27 protein-coding genes and 2 pseudogenes are annotated in these 23,250 nt (G+C 43.9%); 1 reads left to right on the top strand and 28 read right to left on the bottom strand.

What is annotated here, in order from left to right:
- The first annotated feature begins 66 nt into the window (after positions 1 to 66).
- Positions 67 to 447 carry a hypothetical protein gene (locus AB5213_RS09110; RefSeq protein WP_177957955.1) on the top strand — a complete coding sequence of 127 codons (381 nt, stop codon included), beginning with the start codon at positions 67 to 69 and terminating at the stop codon, positions 445 to 447.
- Positions 448 to 468: 21 nt separating this feature from the next.
- Here AB5213_RS09110 and AB5213_RS09105 read toward each other — a convergent pair whose 3' ends face one another.
- From AB5213_RS09105 to AB5213_RS08970, 28 genes and pseudogenes are all read right to left on the bottom strand, one after another.
- Positions 469 to 1,305 (bottom strand): hypothetical protein, encoded by an 837-nt coding sequence (locus AB5213_RS09105; protein WP_235232916.1) that lies wholly within the window; start codon positions 1,303 to 1,305, stop codon positions 469 to 471.
- An 85-nt stretch (positions 1,306 to 1,390) separates the two neighbouring features.
- Positions 1,391 to 1,756 carry a hypothetical protein gene (locus AB5213_RS09100; protein WP_005342521.1) on the bottom strand — a complete coding sequence of 122 codons (366 nt, stop codon included), beginning with the start codon at positions 1,754 to 1,756 and terminating at the stop codon, positions 1,391 to 1,393.
- A 30-nt stretch (positions 1,757 to 1,786) separates the two neighbouring features.
- A pseudogene (locus AB5213_RS09095) lies at positions 1,787 to 2,233 on the bottom strand (type IV secretory system conjugative DNA transfer family protein); the annotation flags it as partial.
- A gap of 107 nt (positions 2,234 to 2,340) precedes the next feature.
- Positions 2,341 to 4,158 carry a reverse transcriptase/maturase family protein gene (locus AB5213_RS09090; protein WP_055057444.1) on the bottom strand — a complete coding sequence of 606 codons (1,818 nt, stop codon included), beginning with the start codon at positions 4,156 to 4,158 and terminating at the stop codon, positions 2,341 to 2,343.
- 591 nt (positions 4,159 to 4,749) lie between these two features.
- Positions 4,750 to 6,099 (bottom strand): annotated as a pseudogene (locus tag AB5213_RS09085) (VirD4-like conjugal transfer protein, CD1115 family); the annotation flags it as partial.
- The gene (locus AB5213_RS09080) at positions 6,086 to 6,289 is read right to left on the bottom strand and encodes a hypothetical protein (protein WP_005342524.1); all 204 of its coding nucleotides are present in this window, start codon (positions 6,287 to 6,289) and stop codon (positions 6,086 to 6,088) included. The pseudogene AB5213_RS09085 and the gene AB5213_RS09080, both read right to left, overlap by 14 nt.
- A gap of 26 nt (positions 6,290 to 6,315) precedes the next feature.
- Positions 6,316 to 7,290, bottom strand: coding sequence for a hypothetical protein (locus AB5213_RS09075; protein ID WP_028087754.1), 975 nt, complete (start codon positions 7,288 to 7,290; stop codon positions 6,316 to 6,318).
- A 5-nt stretch (positions 7,291 to 7,295) separates the two neighbouring features.
- On the bottom strand, positions 7,296 to 8,177 hold the full coding sequence (locus AB5213_RS09070) for a DUF3801 domain-containing protein (protein ID WP_368276616.1): 882 nt from the start codon (positions 8,175 to 8,177) through the stop codon (positions 7,296 to 7,298).
- Positions 8,152 to 9,594: a relaxase/mobilization nuclease domain-containing protein gene (locus tag AB5213_RS09065; RefSeq protein ID WP_368276615.1), complete on the bottom strand. Its 1,443-nt coding sequence runs from the start codon at positions 9,592 to 9,594 to the stop codon at positions 8,152 to 8,154. The genes AB5213_RS09070 and AB5213_RS09065 overlap by 26 nt, the downstream gene beginning before the upstream one ends.
- Positions 9,585 to 9,923, bottom strand: coding sequence for a plasmid mobilization relaxosome protein MobC (mobC, locus tag AB5213_RS09060; protein WP_028087751.1), 339 nt, complete (start codon positions 9,921 to 9,923; stop codon positions 9,585 to 9,587). The genes AB5213_RS09065 and mobC overlap by 10 nt, the downstream gene beginning before the upstream one ends.
- The gene (locus AB5213_RS09055; protein WP_368276614.1) at positions 9,920 to 10,894 is read right to left on the bottom strand and encodes a DUF5688 family protein; all 975 of its coding nucleotides are present in this window, start codon (positions 10,892 to 10,894) and stop codon (positions 9,920 to 9,922) included. The genes mobC and AB5213_RS09055 overlap by 4 nt, the downstream gene beginning before the upstream one ends.
- Before the next feature lie 132 nt (positions 10,895 to 11,026).
- Complete coding sequence (locus AB5213_RS09050) at positions 11,027 to 11,119, bottom strand: DUF3789 domain-containing protein (RefSeq protein WP_080656577.1); 93 nt, start codon at positions 11,117 to 11,119, stop codon at positions 11,027 to 11,029.
- Between the two features lie 168 nt (positions 11,120 to 11,287).
- On the bottom strand, positions 11,288 to 11,725 hold the full coding sequence (locus tag AB5213_RS09045) for a hypothetical protein (protein ID WP_368276613.1): 438 nt from the start codon (positions 11,723 to 11,725) through the stop codon (positions 11,288 to 11,290).
- 25 nt (positions 11,726 to 11,750) lie between these two features.
- A complete protein-coding gene (locus AB5213_RS09040; RefSeq protein WP_064786993.1) occupies positions 11,751 to 12,731 on the bottom strand; it encodes a DUF3991 and TOPRIM domain-containing protein in 981 nt (326 codons plus the stop codon).
- A 107-nt stretch (positions 12,732 to 12,838) separates the two neighbouring features.
- On the bottom strand, positions 12,839 to 13,663 hold the full coding sequence (locus AB5213_RS09035) for a PD-(D/E)XK nuclease family transposase (RefSeq protein WP_195479795.1): 825 nt from the start codon (positions 13,661 to 13,663) through the stop codon (positions 12,839 to 12,841).
- 96 nt (positions 13,664 to 13,759) lie between these two features.
- Positions 13,760 to 14,098 (bottom strand): hypothetical protein, encoded by a 339-nt coding sequence (locus tag AB5213_RS09030; RefSeq protein ID WP_226851472.1) that lies wholly within the window; start codon positions 14,096 to 14,098, stop codon positions 13,760 to 13,762.
- The gene (locus AB5213_RS09025; protein ID WP_173739899.1) at positions 14,085 to 14,435 is read right to left on the bottom strand and encodes a hypothetical protein; all 351 of its coding nucleotides are present in this window, start codon (positions 14,433 to 14,435) and stop codon (positions 14,085 to 14,087) included. The genes AB5213_RS09030 and AB5213_RS09025 overlap by 14 nt, the downstream gene beginning before the upstream one ends.
- A gap of 113 nt (positions 14,436 to 14,548) precedes the next feature.
- On the bottom strand, positions 14,549 to 15,484 hold the full coding sequence (locus tag AB5213_RS09020; protein ID WP_226851473.1) for a hypothetical protein: 936 nt from the start codon (positions 15,482 to 15,484) through the stop codon (positions 14,549 to 14,551).
- Positions 15,430 to 17,343: a recombinase family protein gene (locus AB5213_RS09015; protein ID WP_368276612.1), complete on the bottom strand. Its 1,914-nt coding sequence runs from the start codon at positions 17,341 to 17,343 to the stop codon at positions 15,430 to 15,432. Before AB5213_RS09015 ends, AB5213_RS09020 begins: the two co-directional genes overlap by 55 nt.
- A gap of 54 nt (positions 17,344 to 17,397) precedes the next feature.
- The gene (locus AB5213_RS09010) at positions 17,398 to 17,589 is read right to left on the bottom strand and encodes a hypothetical protein (RefSeq protein ID WP_002596259.1); all 192 of its coding nucleotides are present in this window, start codon (positions 17,587 to 17,589) and stop codon (positions 17,398 to 17,400) included.
- 70 nt (positions 17,590 to 17,659) lie between these two features.
- Positions 17,660 to 17,890: a YdbC family protein gene (locus AB5213_RS09005; protein WP_002596258.1), complete on the bottom strand. Its 231-nt coding sequence runs from the start codon at positions 17,888 to 17,890 to the stop codon at positions 17,660 to 17,662.
- A 45-nt stretch (positions 17,891 to 17,935) separates the two neighbouring features.
- A complete protein-coding gene (locus AB5213_RS09000; RefSeq protein WP_002596257.1) occupies positions 17,936 to 18,790 on the bottom strand; it encodes a ParB/RepB/Spo0J family partition protein in 855 nt (284 codons plus the stop codon).
- An 8-nt stretch (positions 18,791 to 18,798) separates the two neighbouring features.
- Positions 18,799 to 19,764 carry a MobV family relaxase gene (mobV, locus tag AB5213_RS08995; RefSeq protein WP_002596256.1) on the bottom strand — a complete coding sequence of 322 codons (966 nt, stop codon included), beginning with the start codon at positions 19,762 to 19,764 and terminating at the stop codon, positions 18,799 to 18,801.
- A 6-nt stretch (positions 19,765 to 19,770) separates the two neighbouring features.
- Positions 19,771 to 19,950, bottom strand: coding sequence for a hypothetical protein (locus tag AB5213_RS08990; protein ID WP_004613323.1), 180 nt, complete (start codon positions 19,948 to 19,950; stop codon positions 19,771 to 19,773).
- A 330-nt stretch (positions 19,951 to 20,280) separates the two neighbouring features.
- Entirely contained in the window at positions 20,281 to 21,312 is a 1,032-nt protein-coding gene (locus AB5213_RS08985; protein WP_002596255.1) for an AAA family ATPase, read from the bottom strand.
- 155 nt (positions 21,313 to 21,467) lie between these two features.
- Complete coding sequence (locus tag AB5213_RS08980) at positions 21,468 to 21,941, bottom strand: RNA polymerase sigma factor (protein WP_002596254.1); 474 nt, start codon at positions 21,939 to 21,941, stop codon at positions 21,468 to 21,470.
- Positions 21,942 to 22,017: 76 nt separating this feature from the next.
- Positions 22,018 to 22,449, bottom strand: a complete 432-nt coding sequence (locus AB5213_RS08975; RefSeq protein WP_002596253.1) for a sigma-70 family RNA polymerase sigma factor — start codon at positions 22,447 to 22,449, stop codon at positions 22,018 to 22,020.
- Between the two features lie 95 nt (positions 22,450 to 22,544).
- Complete coding sequence (locus tag AB5213_RS08970; protein ID WP_002596252.1) at positions 22,545 to 23,054, bottom strand: sigma-70 family RNA polymerase sigma factor; 510 nt, start codon at positions 23,052 to 23,054, stop codon at positions 22,545 to 22,547.
- Between the last annotated feature and the right edge of the window lie 196 nt (positions 23,055 to 23,250).

Genomic DNA, 23,250 nt, shown 5'->3' with positions numbered 1-23,250 from the left:
AATCGCACATTTGTTATATTTTTCCTGTTCTGTTACACTTTGGGTAAATAAAAGGGGGACTGACCTATGCCAATCACTGTTATGATTTCACTTGTTGTTACCGTTGCTCTATTCCTGATTTCTCTGCTGTTTCGGATTGCTGCCAGATTAAATCTGACCTTACCACTGTTATACTTCCTTGCTGTTTCCACGATTCTGAATCCATGGGCAGCAAGCCATGAGAAACTTGCATTTGCAATCCTCTATCTGCTGACTGCCTTTTCTGTTCTCAGTTGGATTTCTGCTCTGCGACGCAAGTGGCAGGAACATCAATATTACAAAGCTATGAAAGACGATATGTCATTCCAGATTTCTCGTGCCAGACAGAAAGGGATTCCTTTAGATTCTGTTCATTTCGACTCTCAGGGAAATATGAGATATAATGACAGCAAAGACATTGTAGAATAGGCTCATAACATACTCTGTTTTTTATAATCCCATCATTTCCCGTACTACTCGGTCTGACATTTTCACTGCCCCGACCAGTACAAGCATATTAAAAATCAATTCCCCGATATAACTCCACACCATGGTCACTGCTGCTGCATCTGGATCAACTACTGGCGGTGATGATGCAAATAGTGAAAAAATAATGCAGGCAAGCACCACGATTGCTCCTTCCAGACACACTGCTGCATAAGACTTTAAAAAACTTCTTCCGATATTCTGGCTTGGTTCTCCTGCAAAGGAAGATAACGGAATCGGTGCAATGGCTGTATAAAGATATAATCGAAAAAATCTTCCATATACACTCATAATCATAATGAAGCTCAATACCGTAATGAACAGTCCACCGATCAGTGTCACCGCCCATAGTGGGATACTTTCAAAAAATCCACAATCTTCTACTGCCTTTATAATCTCGTCCGGTAATACTGTATCTTCCGTACTTCCAAATCCTGCTGTCTTCATAATCGTACTCGTTACTCCCTGTACAATATTAAAAAGTGCCATCATCAATTCCAATCCATACGTGACTACGCCTTTTGCAATCGCAAAGCGTATAAAAATTTTCAATGCGTGTTCCGGTCTTTTTACCTCTGTGAAACTGCCACAAGTCTTGACCACTCCGACTACAAAGAAAAGCACTAACAAAGCATAGCCGATTGCCTGCAATGCTCCATGGATCTGCACAATCACCTGCCAGATACCGCCACCCTTAAAGGTCTCCGGCGACTGTGTGAGTATCTGCCAGATTTCCGCAAGTTTACTGTTCCAGGTGTCCAAAGCATTTTGCAAGTTCTGTACTACCCAGTTATCTGACACGTTCTAAACACCTCCTGTCTTAGTCGGAACGGTGCGGCTCCATAAGGACCTGCACCGTCCCATTTCTTTTATTTTTCTATTCTTCTTAACCCGTAATCAAATTCAGGATTTCTTTTGCAAATGTAATGATTACACCACCTGCTAATGTTAAGAATCCATTGGCTCGCTGACTTGGATCGTGAGATTTCAGTGATAAACCAACCTGCACAATTCCAAATCCCAGTAAAATCATTCCGATAGCACGAATCAGTCCAAAGATAAATGTGGACAGATTATTGATTACGGTCAGTGGATCGTCTGCTGCAAATACAGTACTTGCTCCTGCTGTCATAATCAATACCATGACAATATACACTGCCATGGCACGTTTCATTTTTGCTGTCATTGGCAGCTTCTTCGTTACTTTTGTGCTTTCTTTCTTCTCCTGCTTTTTTCGCATATCTAACTTCATTTTTTGATAGCCTCCTATATATTTTTTGATTTACGCATATTTCTGGATAATTTCTTCCAAATCTTCATCAGATAATAATTCGTATCCTTCACTTTCTAATGAATCATCAGCAAACTCGTCCTCCAGACTGTCTCCCAGTGAGATACTTGCCACTGCCCGGTCAACTGCTCCATGCAGATATGGTTTTCCGTTTCCGTCAGTTGTAAGTCCCACATTGGGGTGCTTTAAAATATCAAATTTCTCGTCTAAAATTGGTCTTTCTCCACGAATAAAAAGAATCGCATATCGGTTATCCAACATGCGAACTTCATCGGGTGTCATCAGCTCCCGCCCTGTATTCTGATAATTGGTGGAATAATTCCCGGAATGTCCCGTTGACTTTCCATAGGTGTTCGTGTCAATCGTTGCCTTTCCCAGAAGTTCGCTGACATATTTATGCGTCCCCTGCTCGTTGCCACCCAAATATAAAAATTCGTCATGAGGTAAGGTTCAGCTCATCCTTTGCAGGACTTGCGTCCCCTCCCTCCCAAACCGCACGTACACCTCTCGATGTATACGGCTTTCCGCTTATTATATTTACGGTATTAAGAATGAATCAGTTTATGACATTCAGGGCATACCACAAGAGTTTTCCGTCTCCTTTTGCGCATAAGGAGTACCCACTCCGCATTGCCCTTTAAGTCTTTTAGTTTCTTTACTTGATGGATTTCCAGATTTCTGCAATCCTTTCCACAAAGTTCACAGGTATGGCGTTCCACTCTCTGTTTCAGAGTGTTGGTTTTAGCGTATTTTGAGAACTGCGGAAGTTCGCTCACATTGTCAAACTTCGTAGCTGATTCTTTTCGCTTAAACCCGTCTCTGTAAAAGGTCGTGATTTTCCTTCCTGCTCTGGTATCGTATGCGATTGTAAACAGACCTCCAACACAATATCTGCGCTTGATTTCGTGAACATTTGTTTTATACTTACAGGCAAATGTCTTGTACATACTGTACTTCATAAGATTGGCAAATCTGCCTATCTTGAAGGAATCATTTGCTATGGCATAATAGTTGTAAAGTCCACGAACTTCCGCATTATATCTTGCCAGAATCTCTATATCGCTTTGATTTACCAGTTTTCCTCTGTGTAGGGCTACAAATCTTTCTTTTCCGTTTTCGTTAATCTTGATTTTGATTGCATGATATTCCAGTAACTTTCCCACCCATTTTTCTCTGGGTACAAGTAATTTCACCACTCCTGCATTGCTTCTGATTTTGTATCCTCCTGCGGATTTCTTTAAATCCTGACTTCTGGATACCGTAATGTCATAGCCTAAAAATCTGGCTCTGTCTCCTGTATGCGTAACTTTGGTTTTGGTTTCGGACATTTCCAAATCCAGTTCTTCCCTGAGAAATCTGCCGACGTCAGCTTTCATCTGTTCTGCGTCCGCTTTGCTCCCAATTACTCCAATGATGAAATCATCAGCGTATCGGGTGTACTGAATCCGTTTATACGTCTCATCCAAAGGTTCGGTCGGAGTTAGCTGTCGTGTTTGCTTTTCAAGCATTTTCAAATGTTTATTGCGTTCCCAGCGTTCTTCTGGAGATAAATCCGCCCACTTCTTTTTGCCCATACATCTATAATAGGATGCCTTTTTGACAACTTTCTTGTAGTCGGAGTTCATTTGTTTCTTCTTTCCTCGGTTATATTTCTGTGCATATTCCTCCATAAATTTATCTAATTCGTGAAGGTACACATTTGCAAGCACTGGACTGACACCTGAACCCTGCGGTACTCCGCTGTATGTCCGATTGTACGTCCATTGCTCCATATAGCCTGCTTTTAGAAATTTCCAGATGAGTTGTAGAAACATTTCATCATCAATACGTTTTCTCAGCAATCTGATGATTGTGTGGTGATTAAAACTGTCGAAGCAGGCGTGTATATCGCCCTCAACAAACCAGTTCGTTCCCGTAAAGGTTTTCTGTATCTGGTATAATGCTGTCTGACAGCTTTTGTTTGGTCTGAACCCATGAGATGTTTTCTTAAACACAGGCTCATAAATGCTTTCTAAAATCATCTTCACTACTTCCTGCACCAGTTTGTCATTGCCCGACTGGATTCCCAACGGACGCTTTTTATTACTGTTTTTCTTAGCAATATATTCCCTGCGTGCAGGTTTTGGCAGGTAACTTTTATCTCGCATGGATTCAATAATCCTTTGGATTCTTTCGTCACTCATGCCATCAATAGTAGTTCCATCTGCACCGGCAGTCATACTGCCTGTGTTTGCATATATGTTTTTATATGCAAGCCAATAGAACTCTGGATTGTACAGATTCCGATATAATCTTTGAAACCTGTAAGATTCATTCTTTGACTTTTCCGTCAAACTACTTAATACTTGGATTGGATTTCTCAATGCCTCTCGCACCGTCCTTTCATATCGTATTAGTAAATAAGCTGCTCCCCTTCGCCATGTGAACGTCATTAACGTCTCAGACTACTATGGGAGCTGTGTGACCATGCCCGTTACCAGGTTTAGGTCATCCCCAGTTAGTATTTATGGAATTAGCGTTTCGTGTTGTCGGCACCGACTTTCGCCATTTACCCGCTGTCTTGCGGTTGTCCTTCCATGAGTATCGCTTGCTTTCATAACTGCGAAATGAAACCAACATGGAATAGCATACGTTTCAATCCTTTTCGTATGCGGAGTGCGGATTCCCCCACTCTGGCTATCGTTCAGGCAGTTTAGCTTTGTACCTCATACACGAATTTTTATTCTTGAATTTTCAGATACACAGGATTAGTACCTTATCATTCAGGCTTTTATCCATTGACAAAAGCGACAACATGCTACACTCCCCTTCGGGTTTCCCCTCTCGGATAAGTTGTAGAATAATAGGCTGTGATTTTTCATCACTTGATACTTTTACCTACTGCTTGCTAAAGGCAGTATTCCATAAATACCACGCCGCCGAATTTATAATGCGCTGGCGACTTCTGGGCGCACACAGTTTCCCATAATGCTTTCCCACTGCTTTTCGAACAATGCCTTTAACTGTGCCAGATTCTGCAAAATAATACTGACTGACACTTCTCTGGAACGCATAACGGACAGAATCTTATCGAAGTCATCTGGCAGTGAAACATTTGCAAATTCGTCCATGAGGAAATGCACATGAACCGGAAGTCTCCCGCCGTATTTATGGTCTGCCAGATAGAACAACTGCTGAAATAACTGGGTATACAAAATCGACACCAGAAAGTTATAACTGGTGTCGTTGTCCGGGATTAACGCAAATAAAGCCACTTTTCGCTCTCCCAGTGATGGCAGGTCTAAATCGTCCGTTGCGGTCAGTGCTGCCAGACTGGATAAGTTGAATTTCTCAAGTCTTGCGGCTAATGTGATTTGAATGGATTTTAATGTCTTGGCACTACCAGAGTGGTAATCTTTGTAATACTTTACTGCGATATGTTCCGGGTTCTTCATTTCCAACCGTTCAAACAATTCATCAAGCGGTGACTGGTACTGGTCATCGTCCTCTCTGACTTCTCCGGCACGTAACATTTCCATTACCATCGGGAAATTCTGCTCCTCCTCTGGTGCTTCATACCGTAAATAAAAAATCAATGCCAACAGCAACATGGAAGCTGCGGTATCCCAGAACGGATCATTGGACTGACTGCCTTTTGGTGTAGTTGCTTTGAACAGGTTCGTTACCAGTCTCTGCACATCGTTATCGTCCTTCAGATATACAAATGGGTTATAGCAATGGCTCTTTTCCATGTTGATCAGGTCAAGCACTCTTACTTCATAACCTTTTTCTTCCAGAAGATACCCGGTATCCCGCAAGTTCTCTCCTTTTGGATCAAGCACCACAAAAGAGGTATTCGCCTGCATCAGATTCGGTTTCGCAAAAAATCTGGTCTTTCCTGAACCAGAACCACCAATCACAACCGTCAATACATTTCGCAAATGCTTTCTCATGTTATAACTGATCTGCACATGCATGGTCAAAAGCTTATTTTTTGTAAATCGCTTCTCCCTGTATCTGCGGTTGATTTTCTTCACATTTCCCCATTTTGCAGAGCCATGTTCTTCACCTCGTCGGTAATGTTTTCTGGTAGAAAGATAAATCCCGATTCCCATACCGTAAGACAGCAAAAAAATAAGGACAGTTTTTACACTGTCCCCACATAACTGAATCGAAAACGGGTGGTTCATTGCTTTAGGAACTCCTTCCAGAATTCCCATAAGACCAGACGAAAGATAAGGTGCGACAAGTAACGCAAACCAGATAACTGGGATAATTCCAATTACCGCCAGTATCAGACTACTCTGCTCATCATCGTTCTTCATGGCTTCTGCGCCCTCGCTTTTCCTTCTCCGGCGGCACTTCAATCTTCTCAATGACTTTCATCAGGACATCATCGACAAGCTCCGTATCTTTTCCCTCTTTCAGCATCTGATTCCGCTTGTCCTTCAGGGAATGGAACACTACGCCACTCTCATATTTATCCAGTTCTAACGTAATCGTATCACTGCTCATTTTGTTTTCTCCTTTCCCGGATGTTCTTAGCGTGCCATACCACGGTCATGCTCCTGTGTTTTCTGTTCGCCTGTTTTTGCTTCAGATTCTTTCTGACCATTCTCTGCTCTTCCCTGCTGACGCTGGTTCAGATTTTTATCCTGTTCCAACACTTTCGCCATTCTTCCGGAAATTGCATTGGCTGCATCTCTCGCTTTGGAAAGTTCTCCTCTTACCTCCTGCGGTTCCATATTTTCAAAAAACTCCGGTGCATGGGTAAAATCAAACTGGCTGATATCCATTCCATACTTTTTAGACAACATATAGGACGCACAATATGCGTGGAACGCATCTTCACTCCTGTCATAGTCCGGATTGCCTTCTGCATATCCTGCAAATACCAGTTCCGACACAAGGCTCTGAAAAATTTCCTGTGCGTCCATGCCCTTTCTTACATAGATGCATTTTTCTTCCGGTTCAAAATATGCCCCCTTTTCATCAGGCATCTGATCAGGCTCTGCTGCAACAATATTTGCCGGAGGATTGCTCACTAATGCCCGGATCAGGCTTCTCTCATCATACTGATTTTCTTTTGCCGTCTTATCCGTCATCGTTGTCTGGGAAATATCATACAACTTTTTCGCATTGTAATACGTTCCTATCGAACCGTCTTCACGTTCATAAGTCTTTCCCGGCTCCATGATTAAAATTGGATTTTGACGCTCCATACGTTTTACATAAGTTCCATGGTCTCTCCAATATCCATAATCCCCTAATCTCTGTGCATCTGGTCTCTGTGCAAGAATCAGAAGTGCATTATTTGCCGTATAACGGTCAAAGGTACTCTGCACGTCCAGATATTTCTGGAACATCTGACCGTCTGTCGCTACCTGTGCGGTTACCTGTTCTGACAACTCATAGCAACGATTCCGGTTATTCTTACTCTCTGCGATAAATGCCTGTACCTTATCGTCCTGTGGTACGGCAGATACATTTAATAAAGAATCAAAACTGTTATCCATAAAATTTACCTCTCTTTCCCTTTTCTTGGTTTTCGTTTCTGTTGTGGCTGTTGGTGGCGAATCTGATTCCGATCTTTATTGCCCTGATTTCTCACCGGATCATTTCTATGCTCACGCCACTCCGCTTCTTTCTTCCTTGCATTCTGTATCTCCCGAAGTTCTTTTCTGACCGATGGTTTCTCTGGTTTTTCCGGAGCGTATAACTTAGAAGTACCCTCTGCGGTTTTCTCTTGCTTCTTTGAGGTAGGCTCGGACAGACGGGATTTGGTTGTCTTTGCCAAAGAGGGGTTTTGCTCTTTCCCCTCTTTCTTCACCGGCTCTCCAAACAGCTCGTCCATAAGCTGATCCTCCTTGGATTTCTGTGGATAATCTTTCTCCGGCTCCGCCTGTCCCTGTTTTTCCTGCTGAATCTGTACCTTTTCCGGTTTCTTTTCCTGCTTCTCCGATTTTCCGGCTTTCGCTTTTTCTGCACGTGTCCGTTCAATTTCCGTCTTAATCTTCGCCGCTTCTGTAACAGATGCGAACTGGAATCTGTCTACGATACGGTTGATTCTTGGTGCATCTTCTTCCTTTACAATCACATCTACCAGTCCGTCACTGCTTCCTTTAGGATTTCGGACTGCACAATACAACACGCCATATCGTTTTGCTTCCTGCACAAACTGCTTCAGGTCACTTTCTTTCACTGAAAACACCGTCAGTGGTCTACCCGATTTGACCAGTGTCTCAAGTCTTGCCCTGCCTTTTGTCTTTTTCTTCTCTTTTAAGACTGCATACAACATCACTGCCAGATGCTTCGCACCTGTACCGCTGATTTTCAATGCAGCTTCACCGACTTCCAGAGACATTCGTACTACCTGGTCAGCGGCTTCGCCTGATGTGTTCATGGCTTTGTTCCTCCTTCTTCTCTTTTTCTTCCCGCACCATCTTAAATTTTTCTTCAATCACCTTGGAACGTGCGGCAATCCCATCGCAAACCACCACCTCCCTTCTGAGCGTTCCAATTTCTTCTGTCAGACCTTTGAGCTGTTCTTTCAGCTCCTGTATTTCTTCTTCCGGTCTGTTTGCCCGAATCTTATAACGCAAGTGTTTCCGCTCCTCCACACACTGCTCCATTTGTTTCTGCAAACGGTCTTTCAACGAAAAAAGCTGCTCCGCAGTATCAATGTGATAGTGGCAGAGCAGCTTTGTCTCTTTGGAAATGGTATTCAGTTTTAATAAATCCTCTCGGAACAATACATGAATTTGTTTGGCAGACATTGACGGGCGGTTCTTCGGTAGGATTCCTAAAAGATAACAGTAATGCAGATACAATCCCCGAAGTCCTCCGATCTTTCTTGTCTGCTTGAAGTTGCCGGATACCCGAATCCGGTAAGTCTTACGAACCGAAAGTTTCTTCTCGGCAGGTAATTCATTTTCTTCCAGAATTCGAACCCGGATTGCTTCCAGTGAATAATTCTCTCCAAAGTTTCTCTTTAACTTCAGACCACGCTCCCGTCCTTCCGGGCGAATGGTAATGTCTTTCCCGAACTTAAAAGAATATCCTTTTTCCCGCAAATAAAAAAAGAACTGTTTTTCAGTCCTCGCTTTTCGGATTGCTTCATCAACATCTGCTTTTACCATGCTGTGATAACTCGGCTTTCCTTGCTGTTCTGCCTGCCACTCGGCATAATGTTTTCCTTTTCCCTGTTCTGGCTGTTGCACAACCGATAGCTGATATTCTTTACATAAACGGTCCGACACCATTCGCATATCACGATAATCCTGATTTGTCCTGTGGTATCTTTTTCCGTCAAGGAATGAAACTGAGTTCACCACAAAATGATTGTGCAGATGATTTGCCTTATCCAAATGGGTTGCAATCAATACCTGATACTGACTGCCCCACAATTCTTCTGCCAGCTTCTTTCCGATCTCATGTGCCATTTCCGGATTACATTCTCCCGGTGCAAAAGACTGGTATCCATGAAATGCAACAATTCCGTCCTCTTTTCCAAAACGCTTTTTGACTGCGATCATTTCTTCTCTGGCGGTTGTCGGTGCACAATTAACTCCAGATACATACTGTTCCATCAGTTCTTCCGATTCTCCGACAAGTTCCCTTTCCATAGATTCAGATTGTCCCCGTCTGGTCTTTTCAGTATTCACCGCATAGGTAATTACATCCTCTAATCCCTGTGTGGATTGTGATTGATTCTCAGATATCTGCCCTTCATTGTTCTCTTTCGTCTTGTCCGGGTTCTCCGCATACTTAATTACTTTTCCTATCCAACCTTTGATACTCCAGATTGATGTCACTGCCATGATTCGTTTTTCTCCGGAAGTATTACTGCTTCTGTAATCTTACGGACTGCTTCATTGAACTTCTGCACTTCCTGATCGTATCTCTGCACATCTACCACATTTAACACATGTGCTTTCTGTGCAATCTGATTTAAGTTATTTCCAATTTTGTGAAGTTCCCGCATCATAGAATAATAATCTGGCGGCGGTGCATCTTTGGGAACAACACCGGAGATTAACTGTCTCAGGTACGCTTCTCGGTTCAGTCCGCTTTTCTTTACTTTCTTATCCAATGCCTCGGCTTCCTTTTTGTTCAACCGAAAAAGAATTGCTACATTACGTTTTCTCAACGCTCCATCTCCTTTGCTTTCTGTATAGAATCTGGTTCCTGGCGAATCTGGTGTTTTTCTTTATCGTAGCTGTAAACTCTGTCTGAGAGAACCTCCTCACGCTTAACCTCTGCCCGGTTTACTTCCCGCACCATTTCGCCCAATCTTCTTGGTTCAACTTCACCATTATCCGGTACAATCAAAACTTCATGGACTGATGACGGAAGAACATAAAATCCTTCTGGAAAAAGCTGATTGAGTTTATTTAAAACCTCTGGTTGAGTAATCATAGATGCTCCATACTGCTTTTCCATATTCGTAAGTACATAGGCTGTTTCATGCGAACTAAGTCCAAATTCCGTTGTATTCTCATCTAATAGATTCTTTACACATGCGTCTTCATCAAAAAGGCTTTTCCATGTTCCAAACATTGTCTGAAGAACTGGTGTATTTATCGGCTGTGTGTTTGCCCTTGCCTGTTGAAACAACGCTTTTTCATCAATATTCCAAATACTGAGATATTGATTTCTTATCTCCATAGTCGCTTTTCCTTCTCTAGAATCTACTGGGAAATCCACATAGCAGATAGCAGATAAATCTTCAATATTTTCATGAGGCATTTCCTGCAGCATCTTTCGATTTGCCTGTGTGTTCACAAGTTTAATTGCCAGATGCTCTTTTAACGAATCATAGTTTGTCAGATCAATCCCGCTATTCATAAATGGAGCCCGGCTCGATTTCTCTATACAACTTGCAATCCTGTTCATTACACGCTCAACAGGTTCCCCTTGTCGGATTTCATCAAAGAATTGTTCCATATAAATAATCGGACTTGCATTTCTTTCCGGAAGACTTACCTGTACTCCTATTAACTGAATTCCATTATTTTTATTTTTCTGCACGACCTGAAAATCTGCATCTTCATACTCTGGTGGAAGATAATTACGAATATCCTTTGCCACTCCTTCCGCAAATACTTTTTCTGCTATCATTTCTTCTGTTCCCCTTTCTTCTGTTCCACTTTCTTTTTGCCCAACTTCTTTAAATACGCTTCATAACGTTTTGCTTCTTTTTTCTTATTTCTAATTGTCAAATCAATACTTGCCATTTTCTTTCTCCTTCACTTATTTTCTGTTCACCTGTAAAATGCACATTGCAATTACACCGACCGCACTTCCTACAAATATTCCTGCAACAAATAAAATCATTTTCTTCATGTCTCCTGTTTCTCCATATTGTAAATTTTTCTAAGGGTTTCAGGGATTCTCCCTGACAAGCTGCCGCTGGACTGACAGACAGGAAACCTGTGTGGCAATCCAAAGGCGTTGCTTGCTGGTATTGTGTATTCTTCTGCACCCGTCTCGTTGCTCCGGGTACCAAAGAATTTACCTTCCGAAAAACAAATGCTTTCCTGGCTGTAATTCCAACATTGGATTTGTACAACAACCACATTTTGTACAAGCAAATCCACATTCTTTGCACTCCTGCCCGCAATCATTTCCGAAGTCTTTTTCCTCTTTTAGTTCACATCGCCCACAAGTTTTACACAAATATTCACACTCTGTACAGCGTACATTTTCATCAGTTGCCATACATTCTTCACTCGCCGGACAATACTTTTGACAGCTTTCACACTGCTCCGTACAGCTTTCTTCTGATACCTTTTCAGCAATAATTCCAATCAAGCCGTCTTGTTCTTTTTCTTCTTTCACCTGTGTTTCCAGAAAAATCTTCAACAGATTTTCGCTGTCCACATTATCTTCCATCGTTAAAATCAACTCTTTTTTCTGAACCAATGACAGCTCATACTTCACTATTTTCATGTAATTCCGCCTCCTTTCTTCCTGCTCAGCGTTCCCATGGACGGTTGCTTTTCTGATTTTTTGACTTCTCCCGCCTTGTTAATCCAAGATTTAATCTCAGGCACAACATATCATTACAGTCCTTGCCTTTCGTTGGTGGTTGGTCTTTCACACGATATTTTTTGGGTACAACTGTTTGGATTGCTTTTGTTGCAAGTCTTCCGGTACGGTCATTATCCAAATGTAATACAATCTCTTTTACATCCGAATGTTCCTTCAAAAATCGTGTCAATGCCGCTGGGACTTTGCTTCTTTCTATCTCTTTTGCAGGTTGATACACACCCGCCAACGACAATAAATGCTCCGTCCGCCACTCTTTCCCGTCCAATTTCTGCATCGTTGCATAAGATAACAGGTCAATAGCCGATTCAAATACATGCACTTTATCACTCATTTTCTCTGCCGGAATTAAAAAAGAATAATTCTTATCACTTCCATTTGCTTCTCCAATAAAATCTGTATTGATTCCACGAAGTGCTGCATATTGTGGTTTTCCCTGTTGATCCATACCAACAAAAACTGCATTATGATGATACGCACTCTCATAAATTCTTCCAGTTTCTATACAGAATCGAACAATATCATTGTCAATTCCCCGTCCAGTAAGATAACTGAACACATTTGTGTGATACCGATTTTCTTTTGGTAACAACAGATGTTTTTCCACTGGAAGCTGCTCAGATACAGAAAGAGGCGGTTGAATATTTGCCTGTCCTGCAAGCAATTCAACCGCCTCCAAAAAGCTGTAATCTTTTACTTTAATCAGATAATCCAGTGCTGACCTGCCACCAATTCCTCTACTCCACCACATCCATTTACCATTAGATATCTTCAAACTGTCATGCGTTCTGGTGGTATAAGTGTTACCGGAAAAGTGAACCAACTCATAAGGTTCATAATTTTTCAGATACGTCAGCAAGTCTATTCTCTTTACTTCCTGCACAACCTGAGGTGGTATATATGGCATAAGCTCCTCTCCTTTCCTGCCCTGAATTGATATTTTCATATCCGGGCATAAAAATAACCGGGCAATTTCCCATTCAGGAAACCACCCGGTTATGTAGCATTTTCATGCTAAGCAATCACTTTTTCGTCCAGAGCTTTGACTTCATCTATGGACAATTCTGCTATTTCAGCTATTTCTTCATATGATAATTTACCAGACTGCAACATACCTTTTGCAACTTTAATTGCTTTTGCATGTTCTGTTTCACGTGCAGTTTCATTTCTCATTTCTTCCATCGCTCTACACATAGTCGCAACTCCTTTCTCATCTTCTTTAAAATATCGAACTCGATCTGCCAGAATTTTATATTTCATATCCTTGGCATCGGTACAGGAAAAATCATGCATCAGCTTTCCTAATGCAGATTCGTCTTTAATTTGTGAGTTCACATATATAATATGCGATTCATCACCAAACAATTCGCCTGTTTCTTTTACCGTTCTGTCAATATGATAGATTGGTAATCCCACTTTCATTATATCATTTTCTGTAATAAAAATAACATAGGATTCACACAAATTTTCATATTTTTCACCAGGCTCTGTCACATTTGCATCGATAAGGCTGCTGTTGTATCTTGCTCTTTTCACTCCGGCACCCTTATCACTTCTCTGTATCTCGATATTATATACTCTGTTGTCTGCATCAACCGCCAGTATATCCAGTCTTACTGAACGTCCCTGAAGATTCTTAATATCCTGCTGTCCGTTCACTCGCAATACTTTCAAATCTGTACGGTTTAAAATAATCTGAAGCAAAAATTCCGTACACGCTTTATCCTCAAATACCTTTTGCATGAAATCATCATCCAACAATCTCAGTCCCCTCAGACGCTGTAAATCTTCTTCATGCTTCCGGTCAAAATCTAATTCTTTTGTAGTATTCTCTGCCATAGTATCACCTCTTTCTTTTTCCGTATCTTCCTTTTCTTCCGTTTGTTTATAACAGATTAACATAGTTTCTTCTCCTATACAAGCTCCATGTTTTTACTAATCCAACTTCAATAACTCAATGATCTCCATCGCATGTGCTATCCCTAATAAGTACATCTGCAACCGTTTCCAACAGTTTATATCATCTTCCACTAAACAAAATTTCGCCAAGGCTTCTGTCTCTGCATAATTCAAATCCAACGCTTTCGTGATTCCATTGCTGTCGGTAATCATATTTAAGAATGGATATTCGTCCAACAACTCATGGTCTTCTCTCTGCAACTCAGTAAATTGCGGCGATTCCTGCAGCAATCTTTCACATTCATTTTCAAGATAATCTACAAACATTCCCATTAAAGGCGGTAAATGATAAATATCAAAATCACTGATTTTCATGTTTTATCACTCCAATCTTTTTCATATATTCATAACAATGGATATGTCCGTACAAATAATGGTACAAGCGTTCTTTGTTCTCTATTTTATCTCTGACTTGCAAATACTCCAATACTGCCTGATGTTCCTGCTCTGATATTCTAACTTCACCGTTATCATCTAATAATTTTTCTATAACTGGATACTGGTTCAACAATTCTTTTCTCTTTGCGCAGAAAGTCTGATATTCCTCGTGTTCTGCAAGTAATTCCTGAACCGTATCTCTGTCTACTTTTTCCAATAGAATTCCCAACCACTCAGGTAAAACAATATCGTTTTCTGAAAATAATGATTTCATGCTCTACTTCCTCCTGTTCTTTTTTGCTAACTATAACAAGTTTCTCAGGAGAAAACGACTGTGCGATTTTCACATTCAATCTGCCAGAAACTCTCTGGCAGACTGAATCCCTTTTACCGCTCACGCTCTTTTTTCTTTTGTTCCGGTTCTATCTCCACTCCTTCTCCATCGTCCAACAGCACCTGGTCTTTCTTATCCATATCCAGAAGTACGTTTAATTCTCCAAGCCTTGCTACTTTTTCTGCCAGTTCTTCTTCCTGTGGAAACTCTTTCTGTGCTTCCTCTTTGGCATTTTCCAACTGTACCTTGAGGTTTTCTAACTCGTCCTGCCACCGTAACATCTTGTCAGGCAGTTCCTGAATCTTATTATCCAGACGGGTAATATTACCATGAATATCTGAACCAAGCGGTACATGATATACTTGTTTTCCATACATGGAAATGATAAATACCTTTTGAAAAGAATCATAAGATAGTTTCATTGGGAAGCCACGATACCTTCCAAGCAGCACCGCTTCTGCTGACTTCATTGCTTTACAGGCTTCTATGATTGCCTGTCCTGCCTCTTTCTTTTCTGTATATACAACATCATGAATCTGCATCGCCGGAAAGGTCTCCCGGTCTGGCGGCGTATTTTCCTTTGCCAATGCAATATCTGATTCGTAATCCGCAATCCGTTGTTCGCACTGTTTGATTTCATTTGGGAAATATCGCACTGCTTTATCTTCCATTTCATACTTCTGGCTGAGAAAACTCTGTTTCAATAACTGAAGCTTTGATACCTGAATATCCAAATCCATCTTCTCTTTTATATACGGATTTCCAACTGCTAAGGCTTTGATTTCTGCATAAGACAGTGCCACTTCATCAATATCCTCCACTGACCTTGCCGGACTTTTACTGGTCATGATTTGAGAGATGAATTTCTGCTTATTCTCTATAATCTGATATAGATAAGCATCGAAAGTTCCTTCTGTAACGTAACGGACAATATCTACTTTCGGATTTTTGTTTCCCTGCCGGACGGTTCGTCCTGCTCTCTGCTCCAAGTCAGTCGGTCATTTTTTGCGGACAGTTCAATACATGCCTGTCTGTTTCGCTCCCTGCTCCTGCGTTTGCTCTCGTTTGATTTCTCCCTCTGTATCTTCTTGGCACAAGCAGGACAATACTTCGATATGCCAGAGCGGGGAACATATTCAACACCGCACACCGTACAATTCTTAGGCTTTAACGCAGTCCACCGCTTTGTCGGTGTGATATGTAATTCACCGACAAAGCCGATGAATTTATAATAAATCTTGATTTCCTGCCGCACCATTCCGTCTGTAAGTTTCTCACGTTCCGAAACAAGTATCTTGTCTATAAGTGCGTTTATGATGGTTGCGTCCAGTTCCTTAATGCCTTGATAGTTGCGGATTAGGGAGAGGAAATCACGGACACCCTGCGTCTTCTCATAGCTGTCGCTGAGCGTTTCCGTTACCTCTTTCAGCCTTGCTTCAATTTCAAGCTGTTCTTTCTGGTATTTTCCCGACATCATCTCAAAATTCCGCTCGGTAATACGCTCCATCACCTTATCTTCATAGAGTGAGGAAAACAGCCTGTCCAGTTCTGCAAGGCGTTTGTTCAGTTTTCTTTGCTCCTTTTCCAGTGCCTTTGCCTTGCTCTGGTCTGTTTCCGTGAGCCGCTTTTCAATCGCCCTCACTGCCTTTTCATCATTGACTGCCATATCCGCAAATCGGTTGATGTCGGTGAGGACAGCGTTGAACAAGTCCCTCGCTTCAATGCTGTGTGCGGTACACATGATATTACCGTATCTGCCATAATTATTGCAGGAATATTGTACGCAGTCGATGATGTCGGGGCGTTTCCTCCTGTTGGCACTCATAGCCCGCATCGCATAGCCGCAGTCCGCACACTTAATAACGCCTGCAAAGATGTTCTCAAAGCCGCCCTTGTTTTCTGGTAATCTGCGGCTTGTAATAAGCTGCTGTACGGTATCAAATTCCTCCTGCGTGACTATCCCCTCATGGGTGTCTGGTATCACTTCCCATTCTTCGGGCAGCTTAGAGGGGCGTTTCTTGCTTTTCATGTTGGCGGCAATCCGCTTGTAGCCTGCAAGGTTTCCCGCATATATCGGGCTTCTTAAAATGCCCCTTACGCTGTTCTCGCTCCAAATATAACGGTTCTCCTCATTCTCCTCAAAATACCTCTCATAGCCTGTTGCCCCCTGCTCCGCCGCATAAGCGGCGGGGCGTAAGATATGCTGTTTGTTGATGTGCTTGCGGATTTTGGCGATTCCGTCGCCCGCTAACGCAAGGTCAAATATTTCCCTTACCACATGGGCAACTTTGTCATCTATCAGCAGATGGTTGTGGTCGGCGGGGTCTTTGACGTAACCGTATGGTGCTGTCGTCCCCATGAATTTCCCCTGCTGAAACCTCGCTCGGTACGCCGATTTTATCTTGACCGACACATCGGCGGAATACATTTCGTTTAGGATGTTGCGGAAAGGCGTGATGTCCATAGCGGATTTATTGAGCGTGTCCACGCCGTCATTGACCGCTATATACCTCACATTATGCTCTGGGAAAAACACTTCCAGATACAGTCCGCAATCAAGATAGTTCCTCCCCAGACGAGATAAATCTTTCGTGATAACGCAGTTTATCAGACCGCTTTCAATGTCCTTAATCATGTTCTGGAAACTTGGTCTTTGGAAATTTGTACCAGAGTAACCGTCGTCCACATACGTTTTTGCTAAGTGCCATCCCTGCTTTTTCACATAATCCGTGAGGATGGATTTCTGTGTCGCAATGCTCGCACTCTCGTTATCCGTGCCATCGTCTTTTGACAAGCGGCAGTACATGCCGACTTCATAAATCTTGTTCTCCATTCTTATTCCTGCCATACTGTAAAACCTCCATATCTGTCCTATCTGTTTTCATGTTCCATTGCGTACATTCTAAGCGGACAGCCCCTCATTGTCGAAGGTGTCGCCCTCGGCAATCTTCTTCCGAATATCCTCGGAAATAATCGGGATAAACGCTTCTGTGACTGTCTGCGTGCCGACATATTCACGGCTGATTATCATCTGAACTGGTGCTTTCGGCACGATACGCTTTCTCTTTTTATCTGCTTTCTTATCCTCGCCCATACTTAAATCTTCCTTTCCAGACAGGGCAGGAGAACGTCTGGAAACGCCCCGCCCTGTCAATCAGATACCATCAATCCCCGCTGTTTACTTCTTTCTGTAATGCTTCAAGGAGTGCTGCTGCTTCATCAGCGTTCAACGTGATACCCTTTCCGCACTTCTCACGGTTCGGGGAAAAGCTGCGGATGTCATATTTCGGCTCTCTTCCGTTCCATGAGATAAGATTGATTTCTTTTGTGTAGCCGCTGTCGCCCTTAGACAATACGGCGATTTCCTTTACAATCTCATACTGGATTTCTTTCATTCTTCATACCTCAATTTTCTGCATTTACCTCCCGAAAAGAGAAGATTAGCGGCTGTCCCTGCCCCGTTTCCTCTGCAATTCACGCTCCAAAAGTTTAATGATGGTTTCCTCCATCTGCTTCGGCGTTGTGTTCTTCGGAAAATACTTTTTCAGCTTGCTTGTGTTGATTTTCAAGGTTTCTTTCTGGTTTCCCTTTTCCTCCGTCATAATTGCAAATATCGTATCCATGTCAAGCCGCCCGCTCTGGCTTAGGCTTTTCATCCGCTGTGCCTGTGAGAGTGAGGGCGTTGCTTCTTCGCTCTCCATCGTGGCAAAGAGGTTTTCCTGCTCGTCTTTCTTCAAAAAGGACAGTTCCACCGCAGGCGTGAGGGCGATTTTCCCCTCGTCCACCATCCGCAAAATCGGCGGTATCAGTTCCGTCAAACGGATAAATCTTTGTACGGTCATCCTGCCTACGCCGAAGCCCTGTGCCACCTTGTCGTCCGTCCGCAACTTCGTCACAACTTGTGACGAGGTTAAGTCTGTGCGGAAACCCTGCCGCTTCATGGCTTCGGATTTCATCTTGTAGGCAAACGCCCGCTCTGATGGCAGGATATTCTCACGCTGTAAATTACTGTCTACAAGGGTGATGATGGCTCGGTCACGGTCTAAGGGCAGGACAAACGCAGGCACGGTATTTATCCCTGCAAGTTCAGACGCACGGACACGCCGCTGCCCTGCAATCACTTCATAGCCGTTCCCGTCCTCTTTCGGGCGTGTGATTATCGGCGTGACAATGCCAAATTCCTTGATGCTTTCCGCTAATTCTGACAGCGTTTCATCCTCTGCCACATGAAACGGATTGTCGGGAAACGGGTACAAGTCTTTGGTCTTTAACACCTTAAAATCCTGTTTCTTCATTCACATATCTACCTTTCTTTCGCTCTGCTTTTATGGTTTTTCTGCAATTCTTCCAACACTTCGGGCGGTATCTTTGAGAGCAGCCGCCCCATCTGCTCGTTGGTTCTCTGCAACTCAAATATCTTCTGGTTCGCTTTCTGCACCTTTAGTTCCTGCTCATACTTTTCATCACGCATACGCCCCGCATAGTCTGATTCCTGCCCGATTTGCTCCTTTAGGCTATTGATATAGGCACTCTGCTTACTGATTTCCTTTGAGAATTTCTCCACGTCTGGGAGCCATGCCGCAATCAGTTCCAGAGCCTTGTCACGCTTCTTCCCTGCATTAAAGGCGTTGATGTCGGACAGTGCAGACACAATTTCCTCATACTGTTTATCAAGCCTGCCGCCCAACTTATAGAGCCATGTGGGGACATGTTTCCGCTTCGTTTCCATTGAGGACTGACCTCTTTCAAGCTGATTCCACCGTGAGGACATCCGCTCATGGTAGGCGGTCTGCCATTCGGACAGGCTCTTTTGATTGCCTAAAATTGTTTTGGCAGACAGCTTATTGTCTGGTGTAATCGGCACAAAACAGAGGTGCATATGCGGCGTTCTCTCGTCCATGTGGACGACTGCGGAGAGGATATTTTTCTCCCCGACACGCTCTGAAATGAAATCCAGAGCCATCGTAAAATACGCTTTCTGTTCTTTGGGCGGCAGGCTGTTCATAAATTCTGGCGAAGCCGTGATAAGCGTTTCCACCATCATCACGCTATCTTTCCTCGTCCTGCACCCTGCTTCGGCTACCATGCGGTTAATCTCTTTCTTGTAGGTGTACCTCGGCGGATTCACAAGATGGTAGTTATCTTTCGAGCGTTCCATATCTATATCTGGATTGCTTTTATAGGCTTCTTTTTTACGCTCGTTGTGGCGTTCGCAAGCCGCAACGCCGCCCGCTTTGCGTTTCTGGAAACGCAGGATTGCATAGGGCATAATTCATCATCTTCCTTTCTTCGGCGGGTAAACTGCCCTTTGGGTGACAGCGGTGACGGCGGTGACAGCAGTTTTGGGATACCCCCTACCGACTGCCTCAACTGTCACCCTTATTCCCTGCATGACGGTCATGTCGATGATGACGGTGTTTTTGGAATACCCCCTCGCAAGAGCCGTCACCGTCATGCTGCCATTCTTTTATCCGAAGCGTGGAGCGTAGGATAAGCAGGGCGTAAGACCTGCCATAAGGGAGTCCAGAGGGAACGTCTGGCACACGACTTTGCAGGGCAAAGTGTAGTGTGTTACACCCTGTAAACGCAGTCGGAAAAATCGGAAGGATTTTTCTGACCGCAGGGGTGGTTTTACACGCCGAAAAGGGCGGGTAAATCCTACGCCTGCACTTTGCGTTTACGGGGTGTTCTCCCGCAGGGATGACAGCGGCAGGGTATCCTAAAATCACTGTCACCGCCGTCACCGCTGTCACCCGCAGGGCAGAGTCGCCAGCTTTACACGGCTTTAAGCGTCAATGACAGTAACAGGGGGTATCCCAATATCGCTGTCACCACCGTCACCGCTGTCACCCGCCCGCTTTGCAAGCGAAATCTGCCTGCCGTGTTTTTTGCGGCTGTACTGATAAACGATATGGTTCTCATTTAAAAATGTGGTGCGGTATTCATTGAGCCATTTCGTAATCACCGTGGGTATGGTTTCCGTTTCCCTCATAGCGGCTAACAGCTCCGTTGCCGTGCCTGCCCATTCTTCCTTATCCCTCATAAAATCCACCAACCGAAAAAGGACGTCTGGTATCGTTTCTTTCGCAAGCTGCTCCTGCGTTTTTCTCTCCACAAGTTCCCAACTGCAATCACGGAAACGCAGCGTGTATTCCTGATAGGGCGTGTCCCTGCCCGTCACATACAGCTTGGCGGTGTCGGATGCCCGTTTCTCCTTTTCCAGAACAAAGGTAGCGTCCGCACTCCCCGTTAAGCCTGTCGTCCCAGACACCTTGTTGAACACATCGCTGTCATTCTGCTTTCGGATGTGGTGTACGACAATGACCGCCAATGAATGCCTGTCGGCAAAGTCTTTGATTAGTGAGATGTCCCCATAGTCGCTTGCGTAGGCATTGTCTTTTGAAGCTGTACGGACTTTCTGCAAAGTGTCAATGACAATAAGCCTGCTGTTTGGGTAATCTTTCAGATAATCTTCAAGCTGCACGATAAGACCGTCTGACAGCTTGCAGCTTGCCACGGCAAAGTGAAGCCGCCTGCTCGCTTCGTTCGTCAATCGGAACAGCCTGTCCTGTATACGGCAGAACGTGTCCTCAAGGCAGAGGTAAAGCACGTCGCCCTCCATTGTCGGCATATCCCACAAGGGAAGTCCCTGCGACACGCATAAACATAGCTTCAGCATGAGCCAGCTCTTTCCTATCTTCTGTGAGCCGCAGAACAGCGACAAGCCTGTGGGGATAAGGCTGTCCACCACAAAGGACGGCTTCTCAAGCGGTTCATAAAGGAGCGTTTCGGCGTTGACTGTCTGTAACTTCTGCATGGCTTTCCTCCTTTCGGGCGGTGTTTTTGTTTTCGTTGCACATAGGCGTTGACCTCCTTAAAAATAGATTTACTCCCACGAAGAAAAAGTGAGAGTATGTAATGCCGCCAATCCCACACAAATAAAAAACAGATTTCTTTTTCGGGCGGTGTCGGTCACGGTTGGAGATACTTCCTCATTTCCGCCTTTACTTTCTCCTTTGCAATCGCAACAGATTTCTGTATTGCCGAAGCGGTGCAATGCTCCATAGCGGCGATTTGGTAAAAATTGAACTCATACTCGTAGTAGAGCAGGAAACGCCGCCTTTGTATCTCTGGCAGTCCGTCAACCGCCTTACAGAGCAGTTCTGCCCGTTCTGCCTCAATCATTTGTTCCTCTATGCTCTTAGGCAGCTTCAACGCCCGCCTGTTCAGCGTTTCGTCCCATACTTCCGAAAACTCCCTGTGCCGCTCGTCCCATTGGAGGAGATTCCTGTTCCTGCGTTCCATCTGCCGAAACTCCATAAAGAACTGTTCCGACACTTCCAACTCGTGGGATTTGCCCTGCCCGTCCTTAAAGCTGATAAAATACCTTGTGCCGCTTTCCGTGGATTCCTCCCGAAGCGTGTACGCCTTAACTCTGTATGCCATCCCGCTTGCCTCCTGCAAAAAATAAGTGAGGGGATTTCCATCCCTCACCCAGTAGCCCGCAGGACGGCAGGCTGTTTTAGACGCTATAAAATTTTCGTAGCTTCTTCCGCAGATGGTCTAACCTCGCATAGATGGCACCAGTCGTCAAATGCACGAGCGGGGCAATCTCCTTTGTGGAATACCCCTGCATTTTCAGCAGGACGATTTTCAAGGTACGCCCGTCCACCGCGACTAATACTTGATAGAGATTTTCGCTCTCAATCTCGTCCAGTAACTCCGCAACCGTACCCACTTCCGTCTGCCGCTCCCTGTCTGCCATGTCCTCAAGGTATTCCGCAATGTCATTCGTCCATCGGTAAAACCGCCTGTTGGAATTGAAGTCTGCCCTGTCCGCAATGCGTATCTGCTCAATGGTCGCTTCATCAACGCCGCACTCACGCAGCAGCTTTTCCTCCGCTTCTTTCCAGATACGCCATTTCCTGTCCTCCCGTCCGTGGTTATATGCCATGCTTCTTTTCCTCCAATCAGAATTGATTGAGAGGGCAGAGAAAAACCCCCTCATTTTCCCAAAGGAAAAAACAAGGGGGCTGAACGCCTTAAATTTTAATTTTCTATTATCTTTCTTAGTTTTCTTAGGATTCTGGCTTTGCGTTTGTTCACAACGCTCTGGGTTATGCCGAACCTCGCCCCGACTTCACGCTCAGAAAGTCCGTCAAAAAAGATTGCCTGTATCAATTCCTGTTCACTATCCGACAGCAAAGGCAGGGCGGCTTTCAGCCTGTCCACCATAACCGCATTGACAACGGTTTCCGCAATGTCTGCCGCTTCATCAGCGATAAAGTCTAAAGGCTTCCCCTCGCTGTCCGTAAATCCATCCAGAGAAAGCAGGCTGTTCTTCGTATCTAATTTTTTCAGATAACGCCACCGTTCCTTATCTCGGTAGAAGTCCGTGTATTGCTCCCTCACGACTTCAAGCAGACAGCCTTGAATGGGGATAAACAGCTTGTCCATATAGGTCTGGTCGGATTCCCTGCGGCGGCAGAAATCCGTATAGGACAGTTCCACATATCTGCCGCTTTCCTTGATATATACCTTTCTCGGTGCGTATTTCACTGTAAGTACCTCCCATCTGAATTTTTGAAATGTTCAAAATCCAGATGGAGAGGTGGCGAACGACACCTAACACCACTAATAGCCCTATGGCACTTTCCAACAAAAATCGACAAAAGAAAAGGGGCTGTGAAATAAGTTCCTAAAAGAAATAGGACCATTCGTTCATGCGAAAGGTCCTATTTTTGTGGTAAAATTA

This window comes from Coprococcus sp. RTP21204st1_G4_RTP21204_210225 (assembly GCF_040915385.1).
GTDB classification, from domain to species: Bacteria; Bacillota; Clostridia; order Lachnospirales; family Lachnospiraceae; genus Allocoprococcus; species Allocoprococcus comes.
Note: the sequence above shows the minus strand (reverse complement) of the source record. Positions and strands in the feature narration are given on the sequence as shown.

What these genes read in the sequence shown, in the direction of transcription:
- AB5213_RS09110 (WP_177957955.1), top strand. Translation starts at nt 67, where the DNA reads ATGCCAATCACTGTTATGATTTCACTTGTTGTTACCGTTGCTCTATTC.
- AB5213_RS09100 (WP_005342521.1), bottom strand. Translation starts at nt 1,756, where the DNA reads ATGAAGTTAGATATGCGAAAAAAGCAGGAGAAGAAAGAAAGCACAAAA.
- AB5213_RS09080 (WP_005342524.1), bottom strand. Translation starts at nt 6,289, where the DNA reads ATGAGCAGTGATACGATTACGTTAGAACTGGATAAATATGAGAGTGGC.
- AB5213_RS09075 (WP_028087754.1), bottom strand. Translation starts at nt 7,290, where the DNA reads ATGGATAACAGTTTTGATTCTTTATTAAATGTATCTGCCGTACCACAG.
- AB5213_RS09070 (WP_368276616.1), bottom strand. Translation starts at nt 8,177, where the DNA reads ATGAACACATCAGGCGAAGCCGCTGACCAGGTAGTACGAATGTCTCTG.
- AB5213_RS09065 (WP_368276615.1), bottom strand. Translation starts at nt 9,594, where the DNA reads ATGGCAGTGACATCAATCTGGAGTATCAAAGGTTGGATAGGAAAAGTA.
- AB5213_RS09055 (WP_368276614.1), bottom strand. Translation starts at nt 10,894, where the DNA reads ATGATAGCAGAAAAAGTATTTGCGGAAGGAGTGGCAAAGGATATTCGT.
- AB5213_RS09050 (WP_080656577.1), bottom strand. Translation starts at nt 11,119, where the DNA reads ATGAAGAAAATGATTTTATTTGTTGCAGGAATATTTGTAGGAAGTGCG.
- AB5213_RS09045 (WP_368276613.1), bottom strand. Translation starts at nt 11,725, where the DNA reads ATGAAAATAGTGAAGTATGAGCTGTCATTGGTTCAGAAAAAAGAGTTG.
- AB5213_RS09040 (WP_064786993.1), bottom strand. Translation starts at nt 12,731, where the DNA reads ATGCCATATATACCACCTCAGGTTGTGCAGGAAGTAAAGAGAATAGAC.
- AB5213_RS09035 (WP_195479795.1), bottom strand. Translation starts at nt 13,663, where the DNA reads ATGGCAGAGAATACTACAAAAGAATTAGATTTTGACCGGAAGCATGAA.
- AB5213_RS09030 (WP_226851472.1), bottom strand. Translation starts at nt 14,098, where the DNA reads ATGAAAATCAGTGATTTTGATATTTATCATTTACCGCCTTTAATGGGA.
- AB5213_RS09025 (WP_173739899.1), bottom strand. Translation starts at nt 14,435, where the DNA reads ATGAAATCATTATTTTCAGAAAACGATATTGTTTTACCTGAGTGGTTG.
- AB5213_RS09015 (WP_368276612.1), bottom strand. Translation starts at nt 17,343, where the DNA reads ATGGCAGGAATAAGAATGGAGAACAAGATTTATGAAGTCGGCATGTAC.
- AB5213_RS09010 (WP_002596259.1), bottom strand. Translation starts at nt 17,589, where the DNA reads ATGGGCGAGGATAAGAAAGCAGATAAAAAGAGAAAGCGTATCGTGCCG.
- AB5213_RS09005 (WP_002596258.1), bottom strand. Translation starts at nt 17,890, where the DNA reads ATGAAAGAAATCCAGTATGAGATTGTAAAGGAAATCGCCGTATTGTCT.
- AB5213_RS09000 (WP_002596257.1), bottom strand. Translation starts at nt 18,790, where the DNA reads ATGAAGAAACAGGATTTTAAGGTGTTAAAGACCAAAGACTTGTACCCG.
- mobV (WP_002596256.1), bottom strand. Translation starts at nt 19,764, where the DNA reads ATGCCCTATGCAATCCTGCGTTTCCAGAAACGCAAAGCGGGCGGCGTT.
- AB5213_RS08990 (WP_004613323.1), bottom strand. Translation starts at nt 19,950, where the DNA reads ATGACGGTGACGGCTCTTGCGAGGGGGTATTCCAAAAACACCGTCATC.
- AB5213_RS08985 (WP_002596255.1), bottom strand. Translation starts at nt 21,312, where the DNA reads ATGCAGAAGTTACAGACAGTCAACGCCGAAACGCTCCTTTATGAACCG.
- AB5213_RS08980 (WP_002596254.1), bottom strand. Translation starts at nt 21,941, where the DNA reads ATGGCATACAGAGTTAAGGCGTACACGCTTCGGGAGGAATCCACGGAA.
- AB5213_RS08975 (WP_002596253.1), bottom strand. Translation starts at nt 22,449, where the DNA reads ATGGCATATAACCACGGACGGGAGGACAGGAAATGGCGTATCTGGAAA.